General features: G+C 48.6%; 15 protein-coding genes. 11 read left to right on the top strand and 4 right to left on the bottom strand.

The features are described 5' to 3' along the window. Nucleotides 1–117: 117 nt before the first annotated feature. From ABGV42_RS28270 to ABGV42_RS28255, 4 genes are all read left to right on the top strand, one after another. Nucleotides 118–633 (top strand): hypothetical protein, encoded by a 516-nt coding sequence (locus ABGV42_RS28270; RefSeq protein ID WP_347384690.1) that lies wholly within the window; start codon nt 118–120, stop codon nt 631–633. Nucleotides 634–956: 323 nt separating this feature from the next. Continuing rightward, the gene (locus ABGV42_RS28265) at nt 957–1,844 is read left to right on the top strand and encodes an ABC transporter ATP-binding protein (RefSeq protein ID WP_347384689.1); all 888 of its coding nucleotides are present in this window, start codon (nt 957–959) and stop codon (nt 1,842–1,844) included. A gap of 91 nt (nt 1,845–1,935) precedes the next feature. Further along, nucleotides 1,936–2,748: a ferric iron reductase gene (locus tag ABGV42_RS28260; RefSeq protein WP_347384688.1), complete on the top strand. Its 813-nt coding sequence runs from the start codon at nt 1,936–1,938 to the stop codon at nt 2,746–2,748. 146 nt (nt 2,749–2,894) lie between these two features. Then, a complete protein-coding gene (locus ABGV42_RS28255; RefSeq protein ID WP_347384687.1) occupies nt 2,895–3,374 on the top strand; it encodes a glutathione peroxidase in 480 nt (159 codons plus the stop codon). Between the two features lie 78 nt (nt 3,375–3,452). On the opposite strand, the gene pelA is transcribed toward ABGV42_RS28255, so the two are convergent. After that, nucleotides 3,453–4,625 (bottom strand): pectate lyase, encoded by a 1,173-nt coding sequence (gene pelA / locus ABGV42_RS28250; RefSeq protein WP_347384686.1) that lies wholly within the window; start codon nt 4,623–4,625, stop codon nt 3,453–3,455. 522 nt (nt 4,626–5,147) lie between these two features. On the opposite strand from pelA, the gene ABGV42_RS28245 reads away from it, so the two are divergent. From ABGV42_RS28245 to ABGV42_RS28220, 6 genes are all read left to right on the top strand, one after another. Further along, complete coding sequence (locus ABGV42_RS28245; RefSeq protein ID WP_347384685.1) at nt 5,148–6,515, top strand: FAD-dependent oxidoreductase; 1,368 nt, start codon at nt 5,148–5,150, stop codon at nt 6,513–6,515. Nucleotides 6,516–6,658: 143 nt separating this feature from the next. After that, complete coding sequence (locus ABGV42_RS28240) at nt 6,659–7,129, top strand: DinB family protein (protein WP_347384684.1); 471 nt, start codon at nt 6,659–6,661, stop codon at nt 7,127–7,129. A 164-nt stretch (nt 7,130–7,293) separates the two neighbouring features. Continuing rightward, a complete protein-coding gene (locus ABGV42_RS28235; RefSeq protein WP_347384683.1) occupies nt 7,294–8,133 on the top strand; it encodes a formate/nitrite transporter family protein in 840 nt (279 codons plus the stop codon). 392 nt (nt 8,134–8,525) lie between these two features. Beyond that, entirely contained in the window at nt 8,526–10,589 is a 2,064-nt protein-coding gene (locus tag ABGV42_RS28230) for a molybdopterin-containing oxidoreductase family protein (protein ID WP_347384682.1), read from the top strand. Nucleotides 10,590–10,760: 171 nt separating this feature from the next. Then, entirely contained in the window at nt 10,761–11,984 is a 1,224-nt protein-coding gene (locus ABGV42_RS28225) for an MFS transporter (RefSeq protein ID WP_347385233.1), read from the top strand. Between the two features lie 196 nt (nt 11,985–12,180). Then, a complete protein-coding gene (locus ABGV42_RS28220; RefSeq protein ID WP_347384681.1) occupies nt 12,181–13,095 on the top strand; it encodes a class I SAM-dependent methyltransferase in 915 nt (304 codons plus the stop codon). Nucleotides 13,096–13,192: 97 nt separating this feature from the next. Here ABGV42_RS28220 and ABGV42_RS28215 read toward each other — a convergent pair whose 3' ends face one another. From ABGV42_RS28215 to ABGV42_RS28205, 3 genes are all read right to left on the bottom strand, one after another. Continuing rightward, nucleotides 13,193–14,905 carry an ABC transporter ATP-binding protein gene (locus tag ABGV42_RS28215; RefSeq protein WP_347384680.1) on the bottom strand — a complete coding sequence of 571 codons (1,713 nt, stop codon included), beginning with the start codon at nt 14,903–14,905 and terminating at the stop codon, nt 13,193–13,195. 97 nt (nt 14,906–15,002) lie between these two features. Continuing rightward, nucleotides 15,003–16,031 (bottom strand): iron-hydroxamate ABC transporter substrate-binding protein, encoded by a 1,029-nt coding sequence (locus ABGV42_RS28210; RefSeq protein WP_347384679.1) that lies wholly within the window; start codon nt 16,029–16,031, stop codon nt 15,003–15,005. A 91-nt stretch (nt 16,032–16,122) separates the two neighbouring features. After that, on the bottom strand, nt 16,123–17,775 hold the full coding sequence (locus ABGV42_RS28205; RefSeq protein WP_347384678.1) for a helix-turn-helix domain-containing protein: 1,653 nt from the start codon (nt 17,773–17,775) through the stop codon (nt 16,123–16,125). A gap of 459 nt (nt 17,776–18,234) precedes the next feature. Between ABGV42_RS28205 and ABGV42_RS28200 the strand changes: the two genes are divergently transcribed. Continuing rightward, the gene (locus tag ABGV42_RS28200; protein ID WP_347384677.1) at nt 18,235–19,251 is read left to right on the top strand and encodes a LacI family DNA-binding transcriptional regulator; all 1,017 of its coding nucleotides are present in this window, start codon (nt 18,235–18,237) and stop codon (nt 19,249–19,251) included. The last annotated feature ends 70 nt before the right edge of the window (nt 19,252–19,321 follow it).

The raw sequence follows: 19,321 nt of genomic DNA, 5'->3' as shown, positions 1-19,321 counted from the left end.
AAGGACGATCTTATTTGATGAGATGATACAAATCATGCAACTTTCCGGTTTCCTGAGGTGTCTGACAATAGAGGGGCCAATTCCAAAACCAAAACCGAAGGAAAGCAGGGGACCATAATGCGTTCATATTTTATATTGATGATGTGCATTGTACTCTTTGGTTGTTCGAATGATGCAAGCAGGGATGCTCAGCCAGATCACATTCAGTTAGAAGATGGGGGCTCAGTGACCGCAACGAAACAAGTTGGGGAATACCTGCTTCGATTGGTCGTTCAACCGGCAGGTGAGAACACGTATATGTTTCACTCAGGGATGAAGTATATGGGGAGGGATACGAGCCATACGATTGCTCACTCCAAACAAGTGTTTATGGTGGATATACAGGCAAACGGGGAGTCGATTTTACCTCCAAGAACAACAACGAATATAGGTCTCACAACGGAATTGACGAATGAGGATTGGTACACGGAACCGTATGAAATAACACTGACTCAAGCACAGCTCGAAAAGATGGATGGATCAGAAGCCAACATTGTGCTGCATGCCTATTTTGAGGGCGGACAGTCAGGTTATGAGGACGAGAAGAAGATGATTCTAAGTGCTTCCCAAGCTCTGATGCAGAAAGAAGAGTAGATTCTTTCTTAAGTTCACAAATCAGACACAAAATCTGGATTCATCATTCTTGGACAATCCCCAACAGGGACCAACTGCACGTATACGTTGAGAAAAGCTCTCATATAAATGAGATGAATTCCGATCGGAAAGTCCTCTAAACTGCTATATAATCGCTCCAAACAAGCAAGAAGTTTGGTATTTCTTATTGACAAATGATAATGATTATCAGTATCTTTGTTATAGAAGATTTGTTGCGCCGGAAATACGCTGAACATATAAATTCGTTTTCGTTATCGATAGCCGGAATACATAACCGGGATAAATGAGAGAGGGATGATCGCATGTTTCGTCTGGAGACGTCCAAGCTGGATATCGCTTATGAGGAAAGACTGATTGTTGAAGATCTGAATATTCAAATTCCCCAAGGAAAAATTACAGCGCTTGTTGGAGCCAATGGTTCAGGTAAATCAACCATCCTGAAGACGATGGCACGGATCATGAATCCAAAAGCAGGTAGTGTTTTGCTCGACGGGAAGTCCATTCATAAGCAATCCACCCGTGAAGTAGCCAAGCAGCTTGCGATTTTGCCGCAGAATCCTACGGCTCCAGAGGGGCTGACAGTAACGGAACTGGTATCCTACGGAAGATTCCCTTATCAAAAAGGATTCGGCTCCATGCGTGCTGAAGACAAACGCATGATTGAGTGGGCCATCGAAGTAACGGGCATGACGGAGTTCCACGACCGCCCAATTGATCAATTGTCAGGCGGACAGCGTCAACGTGCCTGGATTGCCATGGCTCTCGCACAAGAAACAGATATTTTGTTCCTGGACGAGCCGACAACGTTCCTCGACATGGCTCACCAGCTTGAAGTTCTGCAATTACTGGAGATGCTGAACGCGACGGCAAACCGCACCATCGTTATGGTTGTGCATGACCTGAATCATGCTTCCCGCTATGCCCATCACATGATCGGCATTAAAAAGGGTAAAGCGATCGCTACAGGCTCGCCTGTAGAAGTCATGAACTGTGACGTGCTCCGTGAAGTGTTCAACATTGAGGCCGATATCGTGATTGATCCACGTTCGGGTGTGCCGCTCTGCCTGCCATACGCTCTAGCCGGTGAACGCCAACAAACGGCAGCGCCAGAACAGATGGTGATGAACGGAGCCATGATGAATGCCGCTGGACGCTCCGAACAACGTGTTCGTACTGCAACAGGAAGTTAATACATTGGACCATTTGTGGTCTTGAATTATAGAAGAAGCCGCTTTGCATTGATGCAGGCGGCTCATTCGCATTCATGGGAGGTATGCTGAGATGGGAGCAATCAATTATACCTGGCTACAGCAATACGGAAGAATCACAACTATACCGGGCGGTGAATCAGTCTGGGAGATTCACATGGCCGAGCTTAAGCATCCGGATAAGGCGAGAGAGCTGCTGGATGTATATAACAAGCATCTTCAGGCAGATACAGTCCGAACTGCAGCAGTGTATTTCATGCATTCGGTTCGTGGGTTGATGCTGGGGATTCATTACATGACGGCACTTTGTGATACGTGGCTGGATCTGTCACTGGAGAACATGAAGCTGCAGCTCGAAGTGCAGGATGGCCGTCCAGCCTTCCGTTTTCAACTCATGGATGGAACAGAACATCCTCACCCTGCACCATTGAATCCTCCAGATGTGGCCAAATCTTCTTGGCGCAAGGATATCCTAACCTCATACTACACGGAGCAGCTTCGTCCCTTAATCGAAGGGCTTGCCTCTGCCGGAGAAGTGAGCCTTGGTCAGATGTGGTCACAGCTTGCCTCCATGCTCCGCTGGTATAAGACGACAGCATTGCAAATGAATATTGAAGAAGTTGAGCGCCAAGCGGTGATTGAAGGCTATGAGCATGTGATTGCTCTGCCTGCCAGTCTGCTGGGATTGAAGAAGAATCTGTTATCTTTCAAGCCGATAGAGATTGATAATCCTCATCAACCGGGAGAGACCATGCTGATGAAGCCGGTATGCTGCCTGCATCACCAGGTGTACGGAGGCCAAAATTACTGTTACAGCTGTCCCAAACTCAGTAAGGCCGAGCGGCAGAAACGTTATGATGACATTCGGGCAGCTAAGTCCGGATAACATGCAAAAGGACCTGAGGATGAACTTGGTAATTGGTTAGCACAGGTTTATAATATGGAGACAGGCGCTGTATTACGTTGTGAAGTTGCAAGGTAATGAAATGACAGCTGTCCAAAAACCAAAATCGATCATGGGAGGAATCAGTCATGTCCGTATATTCGTATCAGGCTGTAACGCCAGCCAATCAGGAAGTATCACTGGATCTGTACCAAGGTAAAGTACTTGTCATCGCCAATACGGCCAGCAAATGTGGATTGACTCCGCAATATGGAGAGCTGCAGAAGCTGTATGATCGTTACCGCGATCAGGGCCTGGTTGTACTGGGTTTCCCTTGTAATCAGTTTGGAGGACAGGAGCCGGGTACAAGCGAGGAAGCCGAATCCTTCTGTCAAGTAAACTATGGTGTTAACTTCCCTGTATTCGCCAAAGTGGACGTGAACGGTGAGGATGCGCATCCATTGTTCCAGTATCTTCGCGAGCAGCAGCCAGGGGCAGCTGAGGACGACACGATTCAGTGGAATTTCACCAAATTCCTGGTTAATCGTGAAGGTGAAGTGGTGGGACGTTTTGAACCCAAAGAGTCTCCTGAAGCCATGACTGCAGAGATTGAGAAGCTGCTGGGATAAAGAAATAGAACAGATCAAGCCTGCCTCCATTGTTGGAGGACAGGCTTTTTTAATGCTTATTTTTTTAACTAGGAGGTTTTACGGCAGCGGTTTGCTTAAATTGTAATATCCCTGATCCGAGGCAAGCTGCAGGAGATTACGGGCATAGTTTCCTGCCCAGGAATAGCCGTTCCGCCTCTCTTCGCTGATGTCCATAATATCCATATACTTCTTGCCATCGCGGTCTGCGTAGAAGGGGACATCTTCATCTACATTGTAGAAACGGTGCCAGATCACACTGGACGGGTCAGGCTCGAAATACACGGGACCCTGACGATTATATTTGGTTCCATCCTCTCGGACCTGATCAAACCAGCGGAGGGCGCTCTTGGCTGCTCGTTCAATCTCGGGTGTCTGTGGCCTGGACATGAGGAAAGCCGTGATGGCTACGGATTCGGACCCTGATTTGGAGGGCAGTTCATAGGCTCTGCCGGATACAGGCGCATAGGTTACTGGGTCATGCTGGGCACCCCAAACTGTAGGCAAGCCGCCGTTTTTAATTTGAGCTTTCAGTGTGTACGCAATCCCTTGATCCAGGGCTGCCGTCAGTTTCGACCGTGTATCCTCACTTAAAATATCGTTGTTAAAGCCTTTACGCTTCTCAATGATATCATCCAAGAGCACCATGGTTCGAACCATGGCATTGTCATTATACGTAACGCTGTCGGAGTAATTGCTCCGCTGTGGATAGACCTGAGGCCATCCGCCTGATGGATATTGGGAGACCAGGATAAAATCCACCGCTTTACGGACACTGTCCCGGAAGAGGGGGTTACCCGTTTTTTCATACATATCAGCCAGGAAGCGGATCTCTGTTGTGGTTGCATCATTATCAAACGTACCGAGTTCTACGCCTTTGGGGTCCTTCCATTCCGAACGCGGCGTTACCCCGTCCCATGAAGACTTGTACTTCTCCTCCATGGCTTTGAAGAATCCGCCATGCGGCAGCTGCCAGGATACAATGTTCAGCGCATATGCGGTGTCCTTGGTTAGGTCGCCCGTAGAGAAAACGCTGTAATCCCTGAACTTATTCAGCAGTGAAGATACATCAACTCCTGTGGAGTTTTTGGAGGATAGCACTTCGGTTTTAATGGTGACGGGCGGGGAATCGGCAAAAGCAACCACGGGTCTGGCTATGTCTGCAGTCAACATGGCGATAATCGCAGTGACAGGAACAAGACTTAATGAAACAGAGACTGAACGTTTCTTCAAATGAACGCCTCCCAACAGAAATTGGTAGTGTATACATATAAAATCCAAATAAAGGTTCAAAACTATTGTAAGCGCTTTCCAATATAAAAATCAACCGTAAGCTATAAATTTTATATTTGTTTTAACTCAGAGATCGACCGCCAGTCTAATATCCAGCGATCATGAAGGCCTGTTTTCTCCAAAAGTTTTCGATAGCATAAACAGGTACGGGTCAGGGGACAATAGGTCTTAGAGGTAGGAGCAACGGGTCGTCCGCAGGGGCGATATCATATTTTTTAATTATTTTTAAGAAAACACTTGTAATGTGAAAAAGATCACATTATAATGAGTGCATGAAGTGAAATAAATCACAAAGACATTGAGTTAGTAGTGAATATTTTCACAAAAACGTTTAGTTTGATTAGTGAATATATTCACAAGTAAGTTGAACCATAATCGCTTTAAATTTTTATGGAATCAAGCGCAACAAACTGATAAATGAAGCACGGTTTATATTTTATAACTCCAAGGGGGACCTTTATTATGAAAATCGCAGTTATCGGATGTACACATGCAGGAACCGCAGCCATCGTGAATACCGCCAAATTGTATCCGGACGCTACCATCACAGTTTATGAGCGGAATGACAACATTTCCTTCCTGTCTTGCGGTATTGCCCTTTATGTCGGTGGGGTCGTGAAGGATCCGGATGGATTGTTCTACTCTTCGCCAAACCAGCTGGCTGAGCTGGGCGTAGTCACCAAGATGCTGCATGAGGTTACGGCAGTGGATGCGGCAAATCATAAACTTCAGGCTAAAAACCTGAAAACGGGGGAAGAATTCGAAGACACGTTCGACAAGCTCATTGTGACGACAGGATCATGGCCGGTAGTTCCTAAACTTGAGGGAATCGAGATGGAGAACATCTTGCTTTGCAAGAACTACAACCACTCCAATACCATCATCGAAAAAGCCAAAGACGCTAAACGCGTTACCGTTGTTGGAGCAGGGTATATCGGTGTTGAGCTGGTTGAAGCGTTCCAAATGAACGGCAAGGAAGTCACCTTGATCGATAGTGTGGATCGGATTCTCAATAAATATCTGGACCCTGAGTTTACAGATGCCATTGAGGACACACTGACTGGACGCGGGATCAAGCTCGCACTGGGTCAAACCGTACAGAAGTTCACCGGAGAGAATGGCAAAGTAACGAAGGTGATTACGTCCAAAGGTGAATTTGAGACGGACCTCGTGATCCTGTGTATCGGTTTCCGTCCAAATACTGAATTGCTCAAAGGCCAGGTGGATATGCTGCCGAACGGTGCAATTATTGTGGATAAATATATGCAAACGAGCCAAAAAGACGTGTTCGCTGCTGGTGACAGCTGTGCCATTCACTATAATCCAACAGGCAAGGCATCTTACATTCCACTCGCGACCAATGCCGTAAGAATGGGTACACTGGTAGCTCGTAACCTGGTTCGTCCTACGACCCCTTACATGGGTACGCAGGGTACATCGGGAATTAAAATTTACGACCAGAATATTGCGGGTACGGGCCTGACGGAAACATCGGCTGCAGATGACGGTCTGGTGGTGGAAGCTGTGACGCTGGAAGATGCTTATCGTCCAGAGTTCATGCCGACGGCGGAGAAATTGCTGCTCAAAGTCATTTACGAACAGGCCACACGGCGAATTGTCGGGGCACAAGTGATGTCCAAGGTGGATCTAACGCAGTCGATCAATACGATCTCGGTTTGTATCCAGAACAACATGACTGTAGATGAGCTCGCCTTCATCGACTTCTTCTTCCAACCGCATTACAACAAACCGTGGAACTTCCTGAACTCGGCTGGCCTTCAGGCTCTGCCTCCAGTGGATGTGAAAGTGAAAGCACCAGCGATGGTTTAAATAATGAATCCGAGAACTGCCGCAGAAATGCGGCAGTTTTTTTATATAATTTGATGTAGTTGGTTCTGGGAATTGGTGCTATATTAACAACAGTTTAGAGGTCATACCGCAATAGATATGAACATGAAGGAGAGGTTCACAACATGCTTACAACTACAGTATCCGAGCTCAAAGTTCTGCTACAATCCGTACCTCGCTCGTTTCTTGCATTGAATCCAAATGATCTTGTGCAGCCACGCATGGAAGGAAAATGGTCCCGTCTTCAGATTCTTGGACATTTATGCGATTCGGCTCTTCATAATGTAAGCAGGTTTGTCCAAATGCAGCATCAGACCGAACCATTGTCTATAACGCCCTATCATCAAGACCTATGGGTAGAGAGCCAACAGTACATCAGCGCACCAAGTGAAGAGGTGTTAAGTCTCTGGATCAGTCTGAATCAGTCCATCATTCGTGTTCTATCCAGCATGCCGGAGACAGGGGAATCACCAACGTGCATTCTACCTGATGGAAGTGTGGTTACGATGGAATGGCTGGCACAAGATTACGTCCAGCATCTGAAGCACCATTTGCAGCAAATTTTTGGTGAACATCATAACCTGGGAACAGAATAAGTAACCAACCAGCTGCACTCAAGCAAGAGAGCACGGAAGCTGGAAAAAGGGGACTTTTAGGACTTTGTGATAAAAGTAACAAACCTGCCGAGCCCTTCGCGATACAATGAACATATCAACGATGTAAGCTGATTTCGTTCATCAACAGTGAAGGAGAGGATGGCATGGCGGCTAAAACACCTCTTGAGGTTGCACAATATACGGTGAACACAGGGATGAAGAAAGGACAGAATCAGACGTCTTCTGTGCTTGTTCTCAGTTTTCTGGCAGGGGCATTTATTGCGCTTGGGTTTCTGCTGGATATTCGCGTGATTGCTTCCGCACCGGCAGAATGGGGCAGCTTGGTCAACCTGATCGGCGCAGCGGTGTTCCCCGTAGGCTTGATCATGGTATTGATCGGTGGGGGAGAACTGCTGACAGGCAATATGATGGCAGTACCACTCGCCACGCTGGCCCGTAAATTGTCCGTAGGCAGCATGCTGAAAAATCTTACTTTGGTTACGATCGGCAACTTCTTGGGTGCACTGTTCGTGGCATATGCATTTGGGCATGTGCTTGGTCTCACAGGAGAAGGGGTGTATCTGACCAAGGTTGTGGATATGGCAGGACACAAGCTGCATGACGGCTTTCTACAGGCGTTTATATCCGGAATCGGATGTAACTGGCTGGTAGCCTTGGCAGTGTGGTTGTCTTACGCTTCGGATACGATGAGTGGCAAGGTACTCGGCATCTGGTTTCCGACAATGGCCTTTGTCGCCATTGGATTCCAGCACGTGGTTGCCAATATGTTTCTTATTCCGGCTGCCATCTTCGAAGGACATTACTCATGGGGGCAGTACATTATGAACTTTATCCCGGTATGGCTCGGTAATCTGACGGGAGGCGCATTGTTCGTTGCGGCTGCCTACTGGATGGTGTACCTGCGCAAGACCGAACCCGAAGTCAAAGCGGTTGTCCAGACGGTAGAGCCGGAAGCCAGACCGATGTGGAGCAAACAGGCATAATTGCATCATCTCGACTGAATATATATAGTAGCGATCTCATATCGTTCCGAAACTACGGTGTACGTTTTGCCGTGGGTGGCGAGCAGGGGATCGCTTTTTGAATATGCAGATAAAATAAATTCGCCATGACAAGGTTCGGGGGAACGAAACCTGTCCATGGCGAATTTCGGGAGTGGTCCATGATATGGCATGAGGAGGAAGTGGGGAAACACTAACCTAATGCCTTGTTTTTAATTTACCCCTGAATTTAGGAGATGAATCATGGGGCCAAAACTTTTTTTAGAATAAAAGCATCAAGCCTGAAGCTCGGAGAACATGACTGTTCTCTTTACGTCATTACCTCCAAAATTATATGATGTAAGGATAGTTTTAGATGGGGAGGACTTGTACATATGATCGATCAGGAGAATGGCGTGTTCCCGGCGGTTTGCCCGCTTGACTGCCCGGATACTTGCGGCCTGCTGCTTCATAAAGAGAACGGTAAAATCGTGAAGGTGGCGGGTAATCCTGACCATCCGATTACGAAAGGTGCCATCTGCAACAAAGTCAGGAACATGGCAGAGCGGGTATATCATCCCGAGCGGCTGCAATATCCGATGCGACGTATCGGTGCAAAAGGTGAGGGCAAGTTCGAGCGCATAAGCTGGGATGAAGCCATAAATGAGATTACGGGAAAATTCAAATCAATATCCGAGATGTACGGCTCCGAGAGCATCCTGCCATACAGCTTTTACGGCAACATGGGTATCCTTGGGGTAGATGGCATGGATCGTCGTTTCTTCAATGCGCTTGGTGCAAGTATGCTGGAGCAAACGATCTGCAATGCGGCCGGGAATACCGGATGGAAATATACGATGGGCGCCAATCGGGGAACCCTGCCCGAAGATACCGAGCATTCGGACCTTATTTTGGTCTGGGGAGGCAACATTGTCAGTACCAACATGCATCAGGTTGTCCTGGCTGAGAAGGCCCGCAAAAAGGGTGCCCAGATTGTCGTCATTGATGTTCACCGGAATCGTACAGCACAATGGGGAGACTGGTTTATTCCGCTCTACCCGGGTACAGACAGCGCACTCGCGCTGGGATTAATGAATGTACTGTTTGATCGGGGCTTGACGGACGAAGCCTTTATGCAAAAGTATACTGTGGGCCATGAAGCACTGCGTGATCATGTCCGTGACTACACCCCTGAGCGCGTTGCGCGCATTACGGGTGTACCGGAGGCAGATATCGTGAAGCTGGCTGAGCTATACGGAAAAGCACAGGCCGCACATATTCACATCGGCAACGGCCTCCAGCATCATGACAACGGAGGCATGAATGTGCGTAGCATAGCGTGTCTACCTGCCATCACGGGACAATGGCTGAAGCGAGGCGGTGGGGCCGTGCGCACCAACAGCTATGCGAGCACCAATAGCGACGCGCTGGAGCGTCCGAAGCTTCGCAGTAATCCGGAAGCACGGGTTGTAAACATGAACCGGATTGGCGAAGCATTGCTGGAAGCAGAGCAGCCGATTCGTGCATTGATGGTCTATTGCAGCAATCCGCTTGTGGTGGCGCCGGATACTGAGCGGGTGGAGCGAGGCTTTGCACGGGAAGATTTGTTTACCGTTGTGCATGACCTGTTCCTGACGGATACGGCAAAATATGCAGACATTGTGCTGCCGGCCAAGTCTTCGTTCGAAACGACAGATCTGTATACGTCCTACTGGCATCAGTATGTACAGCTGCAAGAACCGGTCATTGCCCCGATTGGCGAGAGCAAGAGCAATGTGGAACTGTTTTCGCTGCTGGGGCAGGCCATGGGATATGATCCTGAGATTTTCGGTGAAACGCCGGAACAGATGATTGCGGACGCCTTGGCGGATACAGGCAATCCTTATATGAACGGAGTGACGCTGGAGGCTCTTCAGGAGCACCGTTTTGTGAAACTGGACATGTCATCACATGATTCGTTCCTGGAACAGCTGCCTACACCATCCGGGAAGATCGAGCTGTATTCCGAAACGATGGCAGAGAGAGGCCTTCCGCCACTACCAACATACCGTGCTCTGGTTGAAGGGTATGACGGAGAGCATCCAGCTGGACCTGATGACGCGCATCCGCTTATGTTCCTGTCGCCACCGAATCACAACTTCCTGAATTCTTCCTTTGCCAATACGGAGAAGCATCAACGTATGGAGAAGATGCCCATGCTGCAGATTCATCCGGAGGATGCAGCTCACAGAAACATTGAAGATGGCGATGCCGTGCTCGTATGGAATGACCGGGGGCGGATCGAACTTACTGCCAAGGTGAGCGAATCCATGCTGCCGGGTACGGTGATCAGCCAAGGCCTGTGGTGGGACGGAAGCGGACGGAAACAGCGGGTGAATTCACTCACATCGGGTCGGCTGTCGGACATGGGCAATGGGGCAACGTTCTTCTCCGCCACTGTCGAAGTGAAGCGTCAATGAGTGTGCTTGCAGATTGGAGCTTTTCAGGTAAGATGAACAAGGGATAAACCTTGAAGCAAATGTAAAAGGCAATGTTAAATATACGAATGGCCTCCGCTCAGGTAGTTTAAGCCGCCTTGAGTGGAGGTTTGTTTTGCTCGTTTATGGTATTAAGGAGAATGAATGAAGATGATGAGATGGTTGGATGCATATCCAAAAGAAGTCAAAGTATTTTTGCTGGCAAGTCTGGTTAACGCTACAGGTAGTGCCCTGATGTGGCCGCTGACCACGATGTATGTATTTGATGAACTCGGACGGACGATGGCTAACGCGGGATTCGTCATTCTGATCCAGTCGCTCGGTGGCATTTTCGGCCAACTGCTCGGTGGTGCATTATATCATAGAGTCGGCGTGAAGAAGCTGATCATTGGTTCGCTTGCCCTCAATGCACTTGGGCTGTTTGCCCTTCCCTGGATTAGTGCGTATTGGGTCGTATTTATCTGTGCCATGGGCTGGATCGGCTTGTTTAGTTCGTTGTCACTGCCTGCCATTCAGGCCTTTATTGGCTTTCGGTTTGCAGAGCGGCGGGGAGAGCTGTTCAATATTATTTATGTAGCGAACAATATCGGTGTAGCGATTGGGACGGCGCTCAGCGGTTTCTTGGCTGACTTTTCCTATCACCTCAGCTTTGTATTAAACGGAGTGACCTCTGCCGGGTTTGCAGTCTTCTTCTGGTACTATCTGTCGCGGGTGGATCCCGATCAGGGAGAAGTACATCTGACGAAACGCAAAACGGTCCAGAATGGGCCCGGGATCTGGGCGTTGCTCGGCAACACCAGGTTATACCTATTTATGAGCCTGGGGGTATTGTTCATCCTGTTTGGCAATTCGATCTGGAACACAGGCGTATCGCCGCATATCATCTCCGAAGGTATGGAAAAGCGAATGTACGGCCTGCTCTGGACACTTAACGGGGTTCTGATCTTCGTGGGCCAGCCGTTCACGAGCTGGGTTAAACGCACCATGGCCCGTACCTCCACTGCACAGATGGCAGCAAGTGCAATATTTTATGGATTGGCTTATATCGTCATGATTACCATGTACAGCTATCCGGGGATGGTACTTGCGATGGTGCTGGCGACCTTTGGAGAGATGCTGATCTCACCTGCCACCCCTGCCTTCATATCCGATCATGCAGGCAGAGCTGCGCCATTTTACATTGGAGTATCCGGCGGCATTGGATCGATTGGTCGTGTCATCGGCCCTTATGTGATGGGTGTGATGTATGATAATCAGGGTCTGATTTCCGTAGCCTGGCTGGCAACGGCGATGGCCGGAGTGGCACTGCTCGGTTTTGCACTTCATGCCGTGCTGAATCGCCACCGCGAGGTGAAGGAATATGGTTTGGATACCTAGAGTCTGCTAGGTGGGAGTAACATTGAAGCAGACATGTTGGGCGAGCAGAAAATCCATCCAGCGTGTCTGTATGTTCCGCAAAATTATGATTGACAAAATTGTATTTTTATGCTATAATTTACATATTGATTGATTCCGTATATACTAAGGTTCTCCTGGCCAGGGGGACCTTATTTTGTTATGCGGGGAGATAAATATGAAGCCAAATGAATCCAGCATTACGTCTTTGATCTCGGCCTTTGGCCGCGCCTATCACAGTCAGTATGACTCACCTTTGATTTTCGATGACCACATAGCCAAGGCTCTGATTTCTCCACAGGAGTTTGAACAGATTCGGGAGCAAATGGTGCAGGGCATTCATTTTTTCAATCCCGAAATGGCCGATATGGTGAAGGAGGACCCCGATAAAATATTGAGGTGGATCACCCATGTTCAGCTGTCTCCCATTGCTTTGTCGAGGGCAGCCTATTGCGAGCAGGTAGTGCTCCATGAAGTCAAGCTGGGGGCCAGACAATATGTCATTCTGGGAGCCGGAATGGATACCTTTGCATTAAGAACCCCGGAACTGAGCGACAGGCTGAATATCTTTGAAGTTGACCATCCGGCTACGCAGCAGTTTAAGATCGATAGGCTGAGTTCGGCCAACCTGTCAATCCCAAGCAACCTGCAATTGATTCCAATGGATTTCGCGCACGGGTTTGCTTATGAACATATGACCATCAGAGGTTTCAAACATCAGAAAACGATCTTTAGCCTGCTTGGCGTTTCGTATTACCTGTCCAAAGAGGTATTGGTCAATCTTGTGCGGCAGGCTTTTGTCAACCTTCCATCCGGAAGCTCAATGGTGCTGGACTACGCAGATGAACGACTCTTTGAAGAGAAAGGGATGTTTAATCGGGTAGAGAACATGTTGAAGCTGGCTGTGTCCTCCGGCGAGCCAATGCAATCCAGTTTCGCGTATCACGAGATCGAACACCTGATGGCGGAGGCAGGGCTTCTCATTTATGAGCATCTGACGCCAGATGATATCCAGGAGCGATACTTCAACAATCGTACAGATGAACTGACTGCTTTCGAAACCATTCATTTTATCCATGTTGTAAAAAAATAAGCCCGTTCAGGGTGAGCGCGGCACACTCTGAAATAGTAAAATCCCCTTCCTCTGTTCAGTCAGGGGGAAGGGGATTTGTGCTTGAACAGGAACATCTTTATCCAAATTGCGCTTGATGCAGCCGGCTGTAGGAGCCTTCACGTTCGAGAAGTTCATCATGGCTGCCCTGTTTGGCTACGCCACCGTTCTCGACGACAATAATGCGGTCCGCGTGCCGGATGGTTGCCAGTCGGTGCGCAATAACGAGCGTTGTACGTCCCTGAGCCAGCTCGGACAGTGCGAGCTGAATCGCGGCTTCTGTTTGGGTATCCAGAGCCGAAGTTGCTTCATCAAGAATAAGGATGGGCGGATTTTTCAGAATCATGCGCGCGATGGACAGACGCTGTTTCTGTCCGCCGGACAATTTCACGCCCCGTTCGCCGATCATGGTGCCGAGTCCTTCGGGCTGTGCCCGCACGAGCTCTTCCAACTGTGCCCGGCGGATAGCTTCCCAGATTTCCTCATCCGATGCATTCAATTTGCCGTAGGCAATATTTTCACGAATGGTGCCGTCAAACAGGAATATGTCCTGCTGTACAATGCCGATATTGGAGCGCAGTGATTCCAGCGTCATGTCCTTCACTGGAATGCCATCAATGGTGATATAGCCTGCATCCACATCATAGAATCGCGGGATCAGGCTGCACAGCGTGGATTTGCCCGCTCCGGAGGGCCCAACCAGTGCAACGGTCTGCCCGGCTTGAATCTCCAGGTTGACCTGGTCCAGTGTAGGTTTATGTTCACCATAGGAAAAACTAACATTATGGAAAGCGATATCTCCGCTTACGCTTGTAATTGGTTTGGCCTGCGGTGTGTCTTCCACGTCGGGTACAGCTTCCAGCAGTTCCAGGTACCGCTTGAAACCAGCAATGCCTTTAGGATAGGTTTCGATGACAGAGTTAATCTGTTTGATCGGACCCAGGAATATATTCGACAGCATCACGAAGGCGATAAATTCCCCGTAGGTCATACTTCCTTGAATGACAAACCATGTTCCGCAGACGAGCACAAACAGCGAGACGAATTTCATCAAAATAAAGCTAAGCGAGGAGTTCCACGCCATGATGCGGTAGGTGATCAGTTTGGTGAGGCGGAAACGTTCATTGTTTTCAGTAAAACGACCGATTTCATGATTTTCATTGGCAAAAGCCTGTACTACACGGATTCCGCTGACATTGTTCTCTACCCGTGCATTATAGTCTGCAATATCGGCAAACATGCGTTTGAAGGCTTTGGACATCTTGCGGCTGAAATATAGGGAAAGGTAAATCATCAGCGGCACGATGATGAAGGTCAGTACGGCGAGCTGCCAATTGATGCTGAGCATGATACCGAAGGCACCTGCCAGAGTCATCAGGGCAATGAATAGATCCTCCGGCCCGTGGTGCGCGATCTCTCCGATATCCATCAGATCGTTGGTCATACGAGAAACAAGGTGGCCTGTCTTGTTATTGTCGAAGAAGCGGAAGGACTGTTTCTGTACACGTGTGAATAGTTCTCTCCGCATATCGGACTCAATGTTAATACCCAGTTTATGCCCCCAATACGTGACTGCAAAATGGAAAAAGGAACTGAGTAGATAGATGCCGAGCAAAGCGGCACATGCGGTTAGAATCATGGACCAGTTGCCCTCAGGGAGCAGCTTGTCCACCACCTGATTTACTGCCAGCGGAAACACGAGTTCCAGCAGGGCAGCTGCGATAGCGCAAGAGAAATCCAGAATGAAAAGTCCCCTGTAGGGACGGTAATATGCCATGAAACGGCGAAGCATATGTATTTCTCCCTTCTATAACGCAAAAGCCCAGGCAGGCTTCAGGGCCTGTCCGGACACAGCGTTCAGTCGTGTTGGATGTATTTAATACATGCTATTACTTGCGGTTTTGCTGCGCACGTTCCACGATCATATCAGCGAATTCCTCTGCCTGACCCTGGATTGCGATCGGATCGAAATACCAGTAGCGATCCTCTTGTAGCTCGTACACCTGGTTGTTCTTCACAGCCGGCAGGTTCTGCCAGATGGAATCACCTTGGTAATTGGCATGACTCTCACTCACGGTCAGGAAAATATGATCTCCTGCATAATCCCCAATGACCTCACGCGAAATTTCCTTCCACTGTGTATCACCCATCAGTTCTTTTTTGGTGATCTCGAGCGGTGCTAGTTCCAATGCACGATAGACGGCCTGTCCACCGCGACCAAAATTATCTCCGTAGCCATAGTAGCTCTTGTCGGATACTTCGAGAATGGAGAACGTTTCTTCCGGTTTAATAACCGCTTTTACCTTGGCGCGTGCAGCTTCAATGTGCTCATCATACGTTTTCAGCCAGGCTTCGGCTTCTTCGGATTTATCCAGCAATTCCCCAAATCCCCGGATTTCGTCATGCACGTTGGTGAATGTGCCGTAGGGAATGACAACGGTAGGTGCGATTTTCTGATATTTCTCAATCTCTTCAGCATCAGCTGAGTAGGTAATGATCAGATCCGGATTCAATTCAACGACCTTTTCGAGAGATACGGAGCCGCGGTCACCGATATTTTCGACGTCTGCAACCTGATCCGCATAGAACGGATTGTCGAGATAGTATTTGACTGCACCGACAGGCTTCAAACCGAGAGCAAGCAGGTCACTTACGTACATATCCGTAACAATACGTTGGGGTTCAGCCGGGATTTCAACATTTCCGCTTAGGGATTTATAGATCCTTGTTGCATGGCTGGAAGTACCTGAGTCGTTCGATGATGCTGCAGTTGTTTCGGTCGACCCGTTGGTAGCTTTTGTACCTGCCTCAGTCTGTTCTGCAGTGCTGGAACCTGCACCGCTGCTGCAGGCAGACAGGATCATGATGATGGCTAGCATAAGCAGCAAGCCGGAAAAACGTTTTTTGACGGCAAACATTGGTAAGTTCCCCCTGTGATAATCAATAATGATTATTATTCTCATTAATAACATAGAGGAAGATTTGACATTTGTAAATGGACAACTATGATTACTGTTCCATGGACAATTGTGATGTGAGTTTGTGCATTATAGCCTGCAGCTGTTCGATAACTGATAGTGGATCGAATCCGTAAAACATGTCTGCATCAATTTCGTATACCCGTCCATTGCGAACGGCGCTTAGGCTGTTCCAATGCCCCTGACTGAGGAGGGTTTCCAAAGCCATTCGCTCCTCTTGATCTGTTGGATAAGCCATAAATATGTGATCAGCAGCATAGAGGTGAATGTCTGAAGTGGGCACATGTACATAACCTGTGAGTAACTGGCCGTCCTTTTCCATACGTGCTGGCGGAGTGAAGCCCAGTGTCTGATAGAGGATATGCGAGGCCCTGCCCCAGCCTTGGCCATATACATAGGCCCCGCTTCCGCCAGTCCAAAAGATGCATATAGCTGATCCTCTCGTGCCGATCCATGAGTCGAGCGTAAGGTTGGCTTCTGTCCGAAGCTGATCATACCGGCTTAGCAGTGCCCTGGCATTGTTCTCCAGGCCTGTAACCCGGCCAAGCTGAAGGAATTGCTCCTGCCAGTCCATTTCCTCGAAAGGCATCAAAATGGTTGGTGCAATCTGGCGCAGTTCATCTGTACTGGAATGCGGAGCGTAACCGATAATGACATCCGCACCGGAGTCTGCAATCAGATCAAGCCGGGTAACCAGTTCATATTCGGAGTGCTGTTTAAAGGATGGTTGTCCATTTTGGGCCAGTTTATCTTCCATCCAGGAGGCCACAGCTCCCATGTGGGGGATATAGCCCAGTGCCAGCAGAGAAGCGGTATAATTATAAGTAAGGGATACAATCTTCTTGGTTGTCTTGCGGTAAAGGGTTGGCGCTGTTCCAACCATCTGCTTGAATTTGCGGCTTAAATAGAAAATATCCCGGTATCCTGTCAGCTGTGCGAGCTCCTGCAAAGTGGGATTGGCAGTCAGCAGATGCTCTTGTGCCAGCCGGATTCTAAGCCGGGTGACATATTCCACAAAGGTAAGACCGGTATGCTTTTTGAATTCCCGCGAAAAGTGTTCTGGGCTCACATTGGCATCTCTCGCCAATTGATCCCGTGTCAACGGATGGTCAACCATGTCATGAATGTGTCTGATGACAAAATCCAGCCATGAATGCTCATTGCGACTTGAGCGGACAGAATGATCGCGTAACGCATCAAGCAGCTGATAGAATAGGATGTGAGGTTTGAATAGGCCGGACTCCTTACTTTTGGAACAGGTCAGTACCAGCTCTAATGCAATTTCGGCGATCCCACGGCTCGCAATGGATGCAGGTGCGCCAAACGGCCAGGACGGCGATTCAATGTCGGTGCCTTCAAAAGCTATAGCAACTCCCTGTACCGGCGATAGAGAGCCGCGTGTCTGTTCATGCTGAAGCAGGGTTCCGCCCTGCCGAACCACTACGGACCCGGAATTTACCGTCAAATTCCGATCCTTGCTGATCAGTCTTGCCTGACCTGATGTGATGACATAAATAACATGCAGCCTGTTCCAGTCTTCGTCTGTGCGGGAGAAGGCCTCTTGGTCATGAAACTGCACCAAATAACACAGTCTGTACATCACCGGTGGCAGGGACGGAACCTTGTGAACGGGACTGGCTTCGGACAGCGGGGGTTGGTATTCGTTTTGCTCCATATAGTTCATAACATGGATGTCTCCTTATTTGGGTTGAATTAATATGCAGTATATACCATTATTGCTGAATGTGGTGGCATGGATCATGAAGTTCATTTATTTCAGTGAAAATGAATAAAGAGGTTGAAATCGCTATCAACACCGACTATAATAAAAATGTCGAAACGTTTCAATGTCTTGCCAAGAAGCATGTCCATACAATCTTTGTAAGGAACTGCCTGTTGAGTTTTACATTGAAAGGCTTGTCTCGATGCGAATTGGACCCAAGATAAAGCTGGTGTGAATAAGCAATGGAAAAGAAGCTGAACATGGAAAAATTTTTTTGATAACACTTCGAAACGTTTCGATTAGGTGGAAACGGCTATCATTCGATGGGAAAGTATAGAATTGGGTGGTTGTCACAACCATTTACAGTATAAAATGTAGATAACTTATGAAATTGGTCAAGTTAGAAGGGGCGAGCGTGGAATGGCAACGATTAAGGATGTGGCAAAGCTGGCAGGTGTGGCACTCTCGACCGCTTCCTATGCATTAAACGGGGACAGCAAGGTTAGCGCCAAGACCAAGGCAAAAGTGCTGGAGGCAGCACGGGAACTGAATTACCGCAAAAACGGCTTTGCCATGGACCTGAAACGGAGCCGGACGAATACGATTGCGTTGATTCTGACTGATCTTTCGGGTCCGTATTACTCGGAGTTGATCCGCAGCGTCCAGGATGTGGCGCTTGCGAACGGATATGATCTGATTGCGTGCAGTTCGATGGGTGGTCGTGATTCAACTGCGGTCCGGTTTTTGCGGGAAAAGAGAGTGGATGGTGCCATTGTACTGGCACACAATATCCATGATGATATTTTGGTGGAATCTGCAGGGCAGCGTTTTCCTATTATCGTAATGGATCGTCATCTTTCGGGTGATCATCTGGTCAATGTTCTGGTTGACGGTGAACAAGGTGGATATCTGGCTACGCGTCACCTTATCAATGAGGGGCATCGGAAGATTGCCTACATTAGCGGTCCATCCAACTCCTATGATAATGCCCTGCGCTACCAGGGATATCTGAGAGCCATGCAGGAAGCGGGGCTTGAAGAGAAATCCAAATGGCGTCTGAGCGGCAATTTCGTACGTGAGGGCGGACATAGTGCAACCAAAATGATGATTATGCAGGGCGAGCTTCCAACCGCTGTATTTTACGGGAATGACGAGATGGCTATAGGTGGTTTGAAGGCACTGGAAGAGAGCGGCATATCCGTACCGAATGATATCTCGGTCATCGGGTTTGATGACATTCAGTTGTCCGAATTCGTTCGCCCTCCGCTCACCACAGTGCGGCAGCCGAAGCACGAGGCCGGCTCACTTGCAGGTCATCTGCTGTTCCAGATGCTGAACGGTGAAGCCGTGAATCCATCATATACGTTGACGATTGAGTTGGTGGAACGCGAGTCTGTACGCGCTGTGCAGGCAGAGTCGGGTATCCAGCCCGCTTAGGAAGCAACGTTTGGATGAGTAAGGGTTCCTTGTGTGCCGGGGGCATAGGGGAATCCTTACTCGGATAAAT

Origin of the sequence: Paenibacillus pabuli (assembly GCF_039831995.1) — a bacterium.
Taxonomy (GTDB): domain Bacteria; phylum Bacillota; class Bacilli; order Paenibacillales; family Paenibacillaceae; genus Paenibacillus; species Paenibacillus pabuli_C.
This window is presented reverse-complemented; position numbering and strand designations above follow the sequence as displayed.

Bases quoted from the DNA above. Each gene is read 5' to 3' on its own strand.
- ABGV42_RS28270 (WP_347384690.1), top strand. From the start codon at position 118: ATGCGTTCATATTTTATATTGATGATGTGCATTGTACTCTTTGGTTGT.
- ABGV42_RS28265 (WP_347384689.1), top strand. From the start codon at position 957: ATGTTTCGTCTGGAGACGTCCAAGCTGGATATCGCTTATGAGGAAAGA.
- ABGV42_RS28260 (WP_347384688.1), top strand. From the start codon at position 1,936: ATGGGAGCAATCAATTATACCTGGCTACAGCAATACGGAAGAATCACA.
- ABGV42_RS28255 (WP_347384687.1), top strand. From the start codon at position 2,895: ATGTCCGTATATTCGTATCAGGCTGTAACGCCAGCCAATCAGGAAGTA.
- ABGV42_RS28245 (WP_347384685.1), top strand. From the start codon at position 5,148: ATGAAAATCGCAGTTATCGGATGTACACATGCAGGAACCGCAGCCATC.
- ABGV42_RS28240 (WP_347384684.1), top strand. From the start codon at position 6,659: ATGCTTACAACTACAGTATCCGAGCTCAAAGTTCTGCTACAATCCGTA.
- ABGV42_RS28235 (WP_347384683.1), top strand. From the start codon at position 7,294: ATGGCGGCTAAAACACCTCTTGAGGTTGCACAATATACGGTGAACACA.
- ABGV42_RS28230 (WP_347384682.1), top strand. From the start codon at position 8,526: ATGATCGATCAGGAGAATGGCGTGTTCCCGGCGGTTTGCCCGCTTGAC.
- ABGV42_RS28225 (WP_347385233.1), top strand. From the start codon at position 10,761: ATGAGATGGTTGGATGCATATCCAAAAGAAGTCAAAGTATTTTTGCTG.
- ABGV42_RS28220 (WP_347384681.1), top strand. From the start codon at position 12,181: ATGAAGCCAAATGAATCCAGCATTACGTCTTTGATCTCGGCCTTTGGC.
- ABGV42_RS28215 (WP_347384680.1), bottom strand. From the start codon at position 14,905: ATGCTTCGCCGTTTCATGGCATATTACCGTCCCTACAGGGGACTTTTC.
- ABGV42_RS28210 (WP_347384679.1), bottom strand. From the start codon at position 16,031: ATGTTTGCCGTCAAAAAACGTTTTTCCGGCTTGCTGCTTATGCTAGCC.
- ABGV42_RS28205 (WP_347384678.1), bottom strand. From the start codon at position 17,775: ATGAACTATATGGAGCAAAACGAATACCAACCCCCGCTGTCCGAAGCC.
- ABGV42_RS28200 (WP_347384677.1), top strand. From the start codon at position 18,235: ATGGCAACGATTAAGGATGTGGCAAAGCTGGCAGGTGTGGCACTCTCG.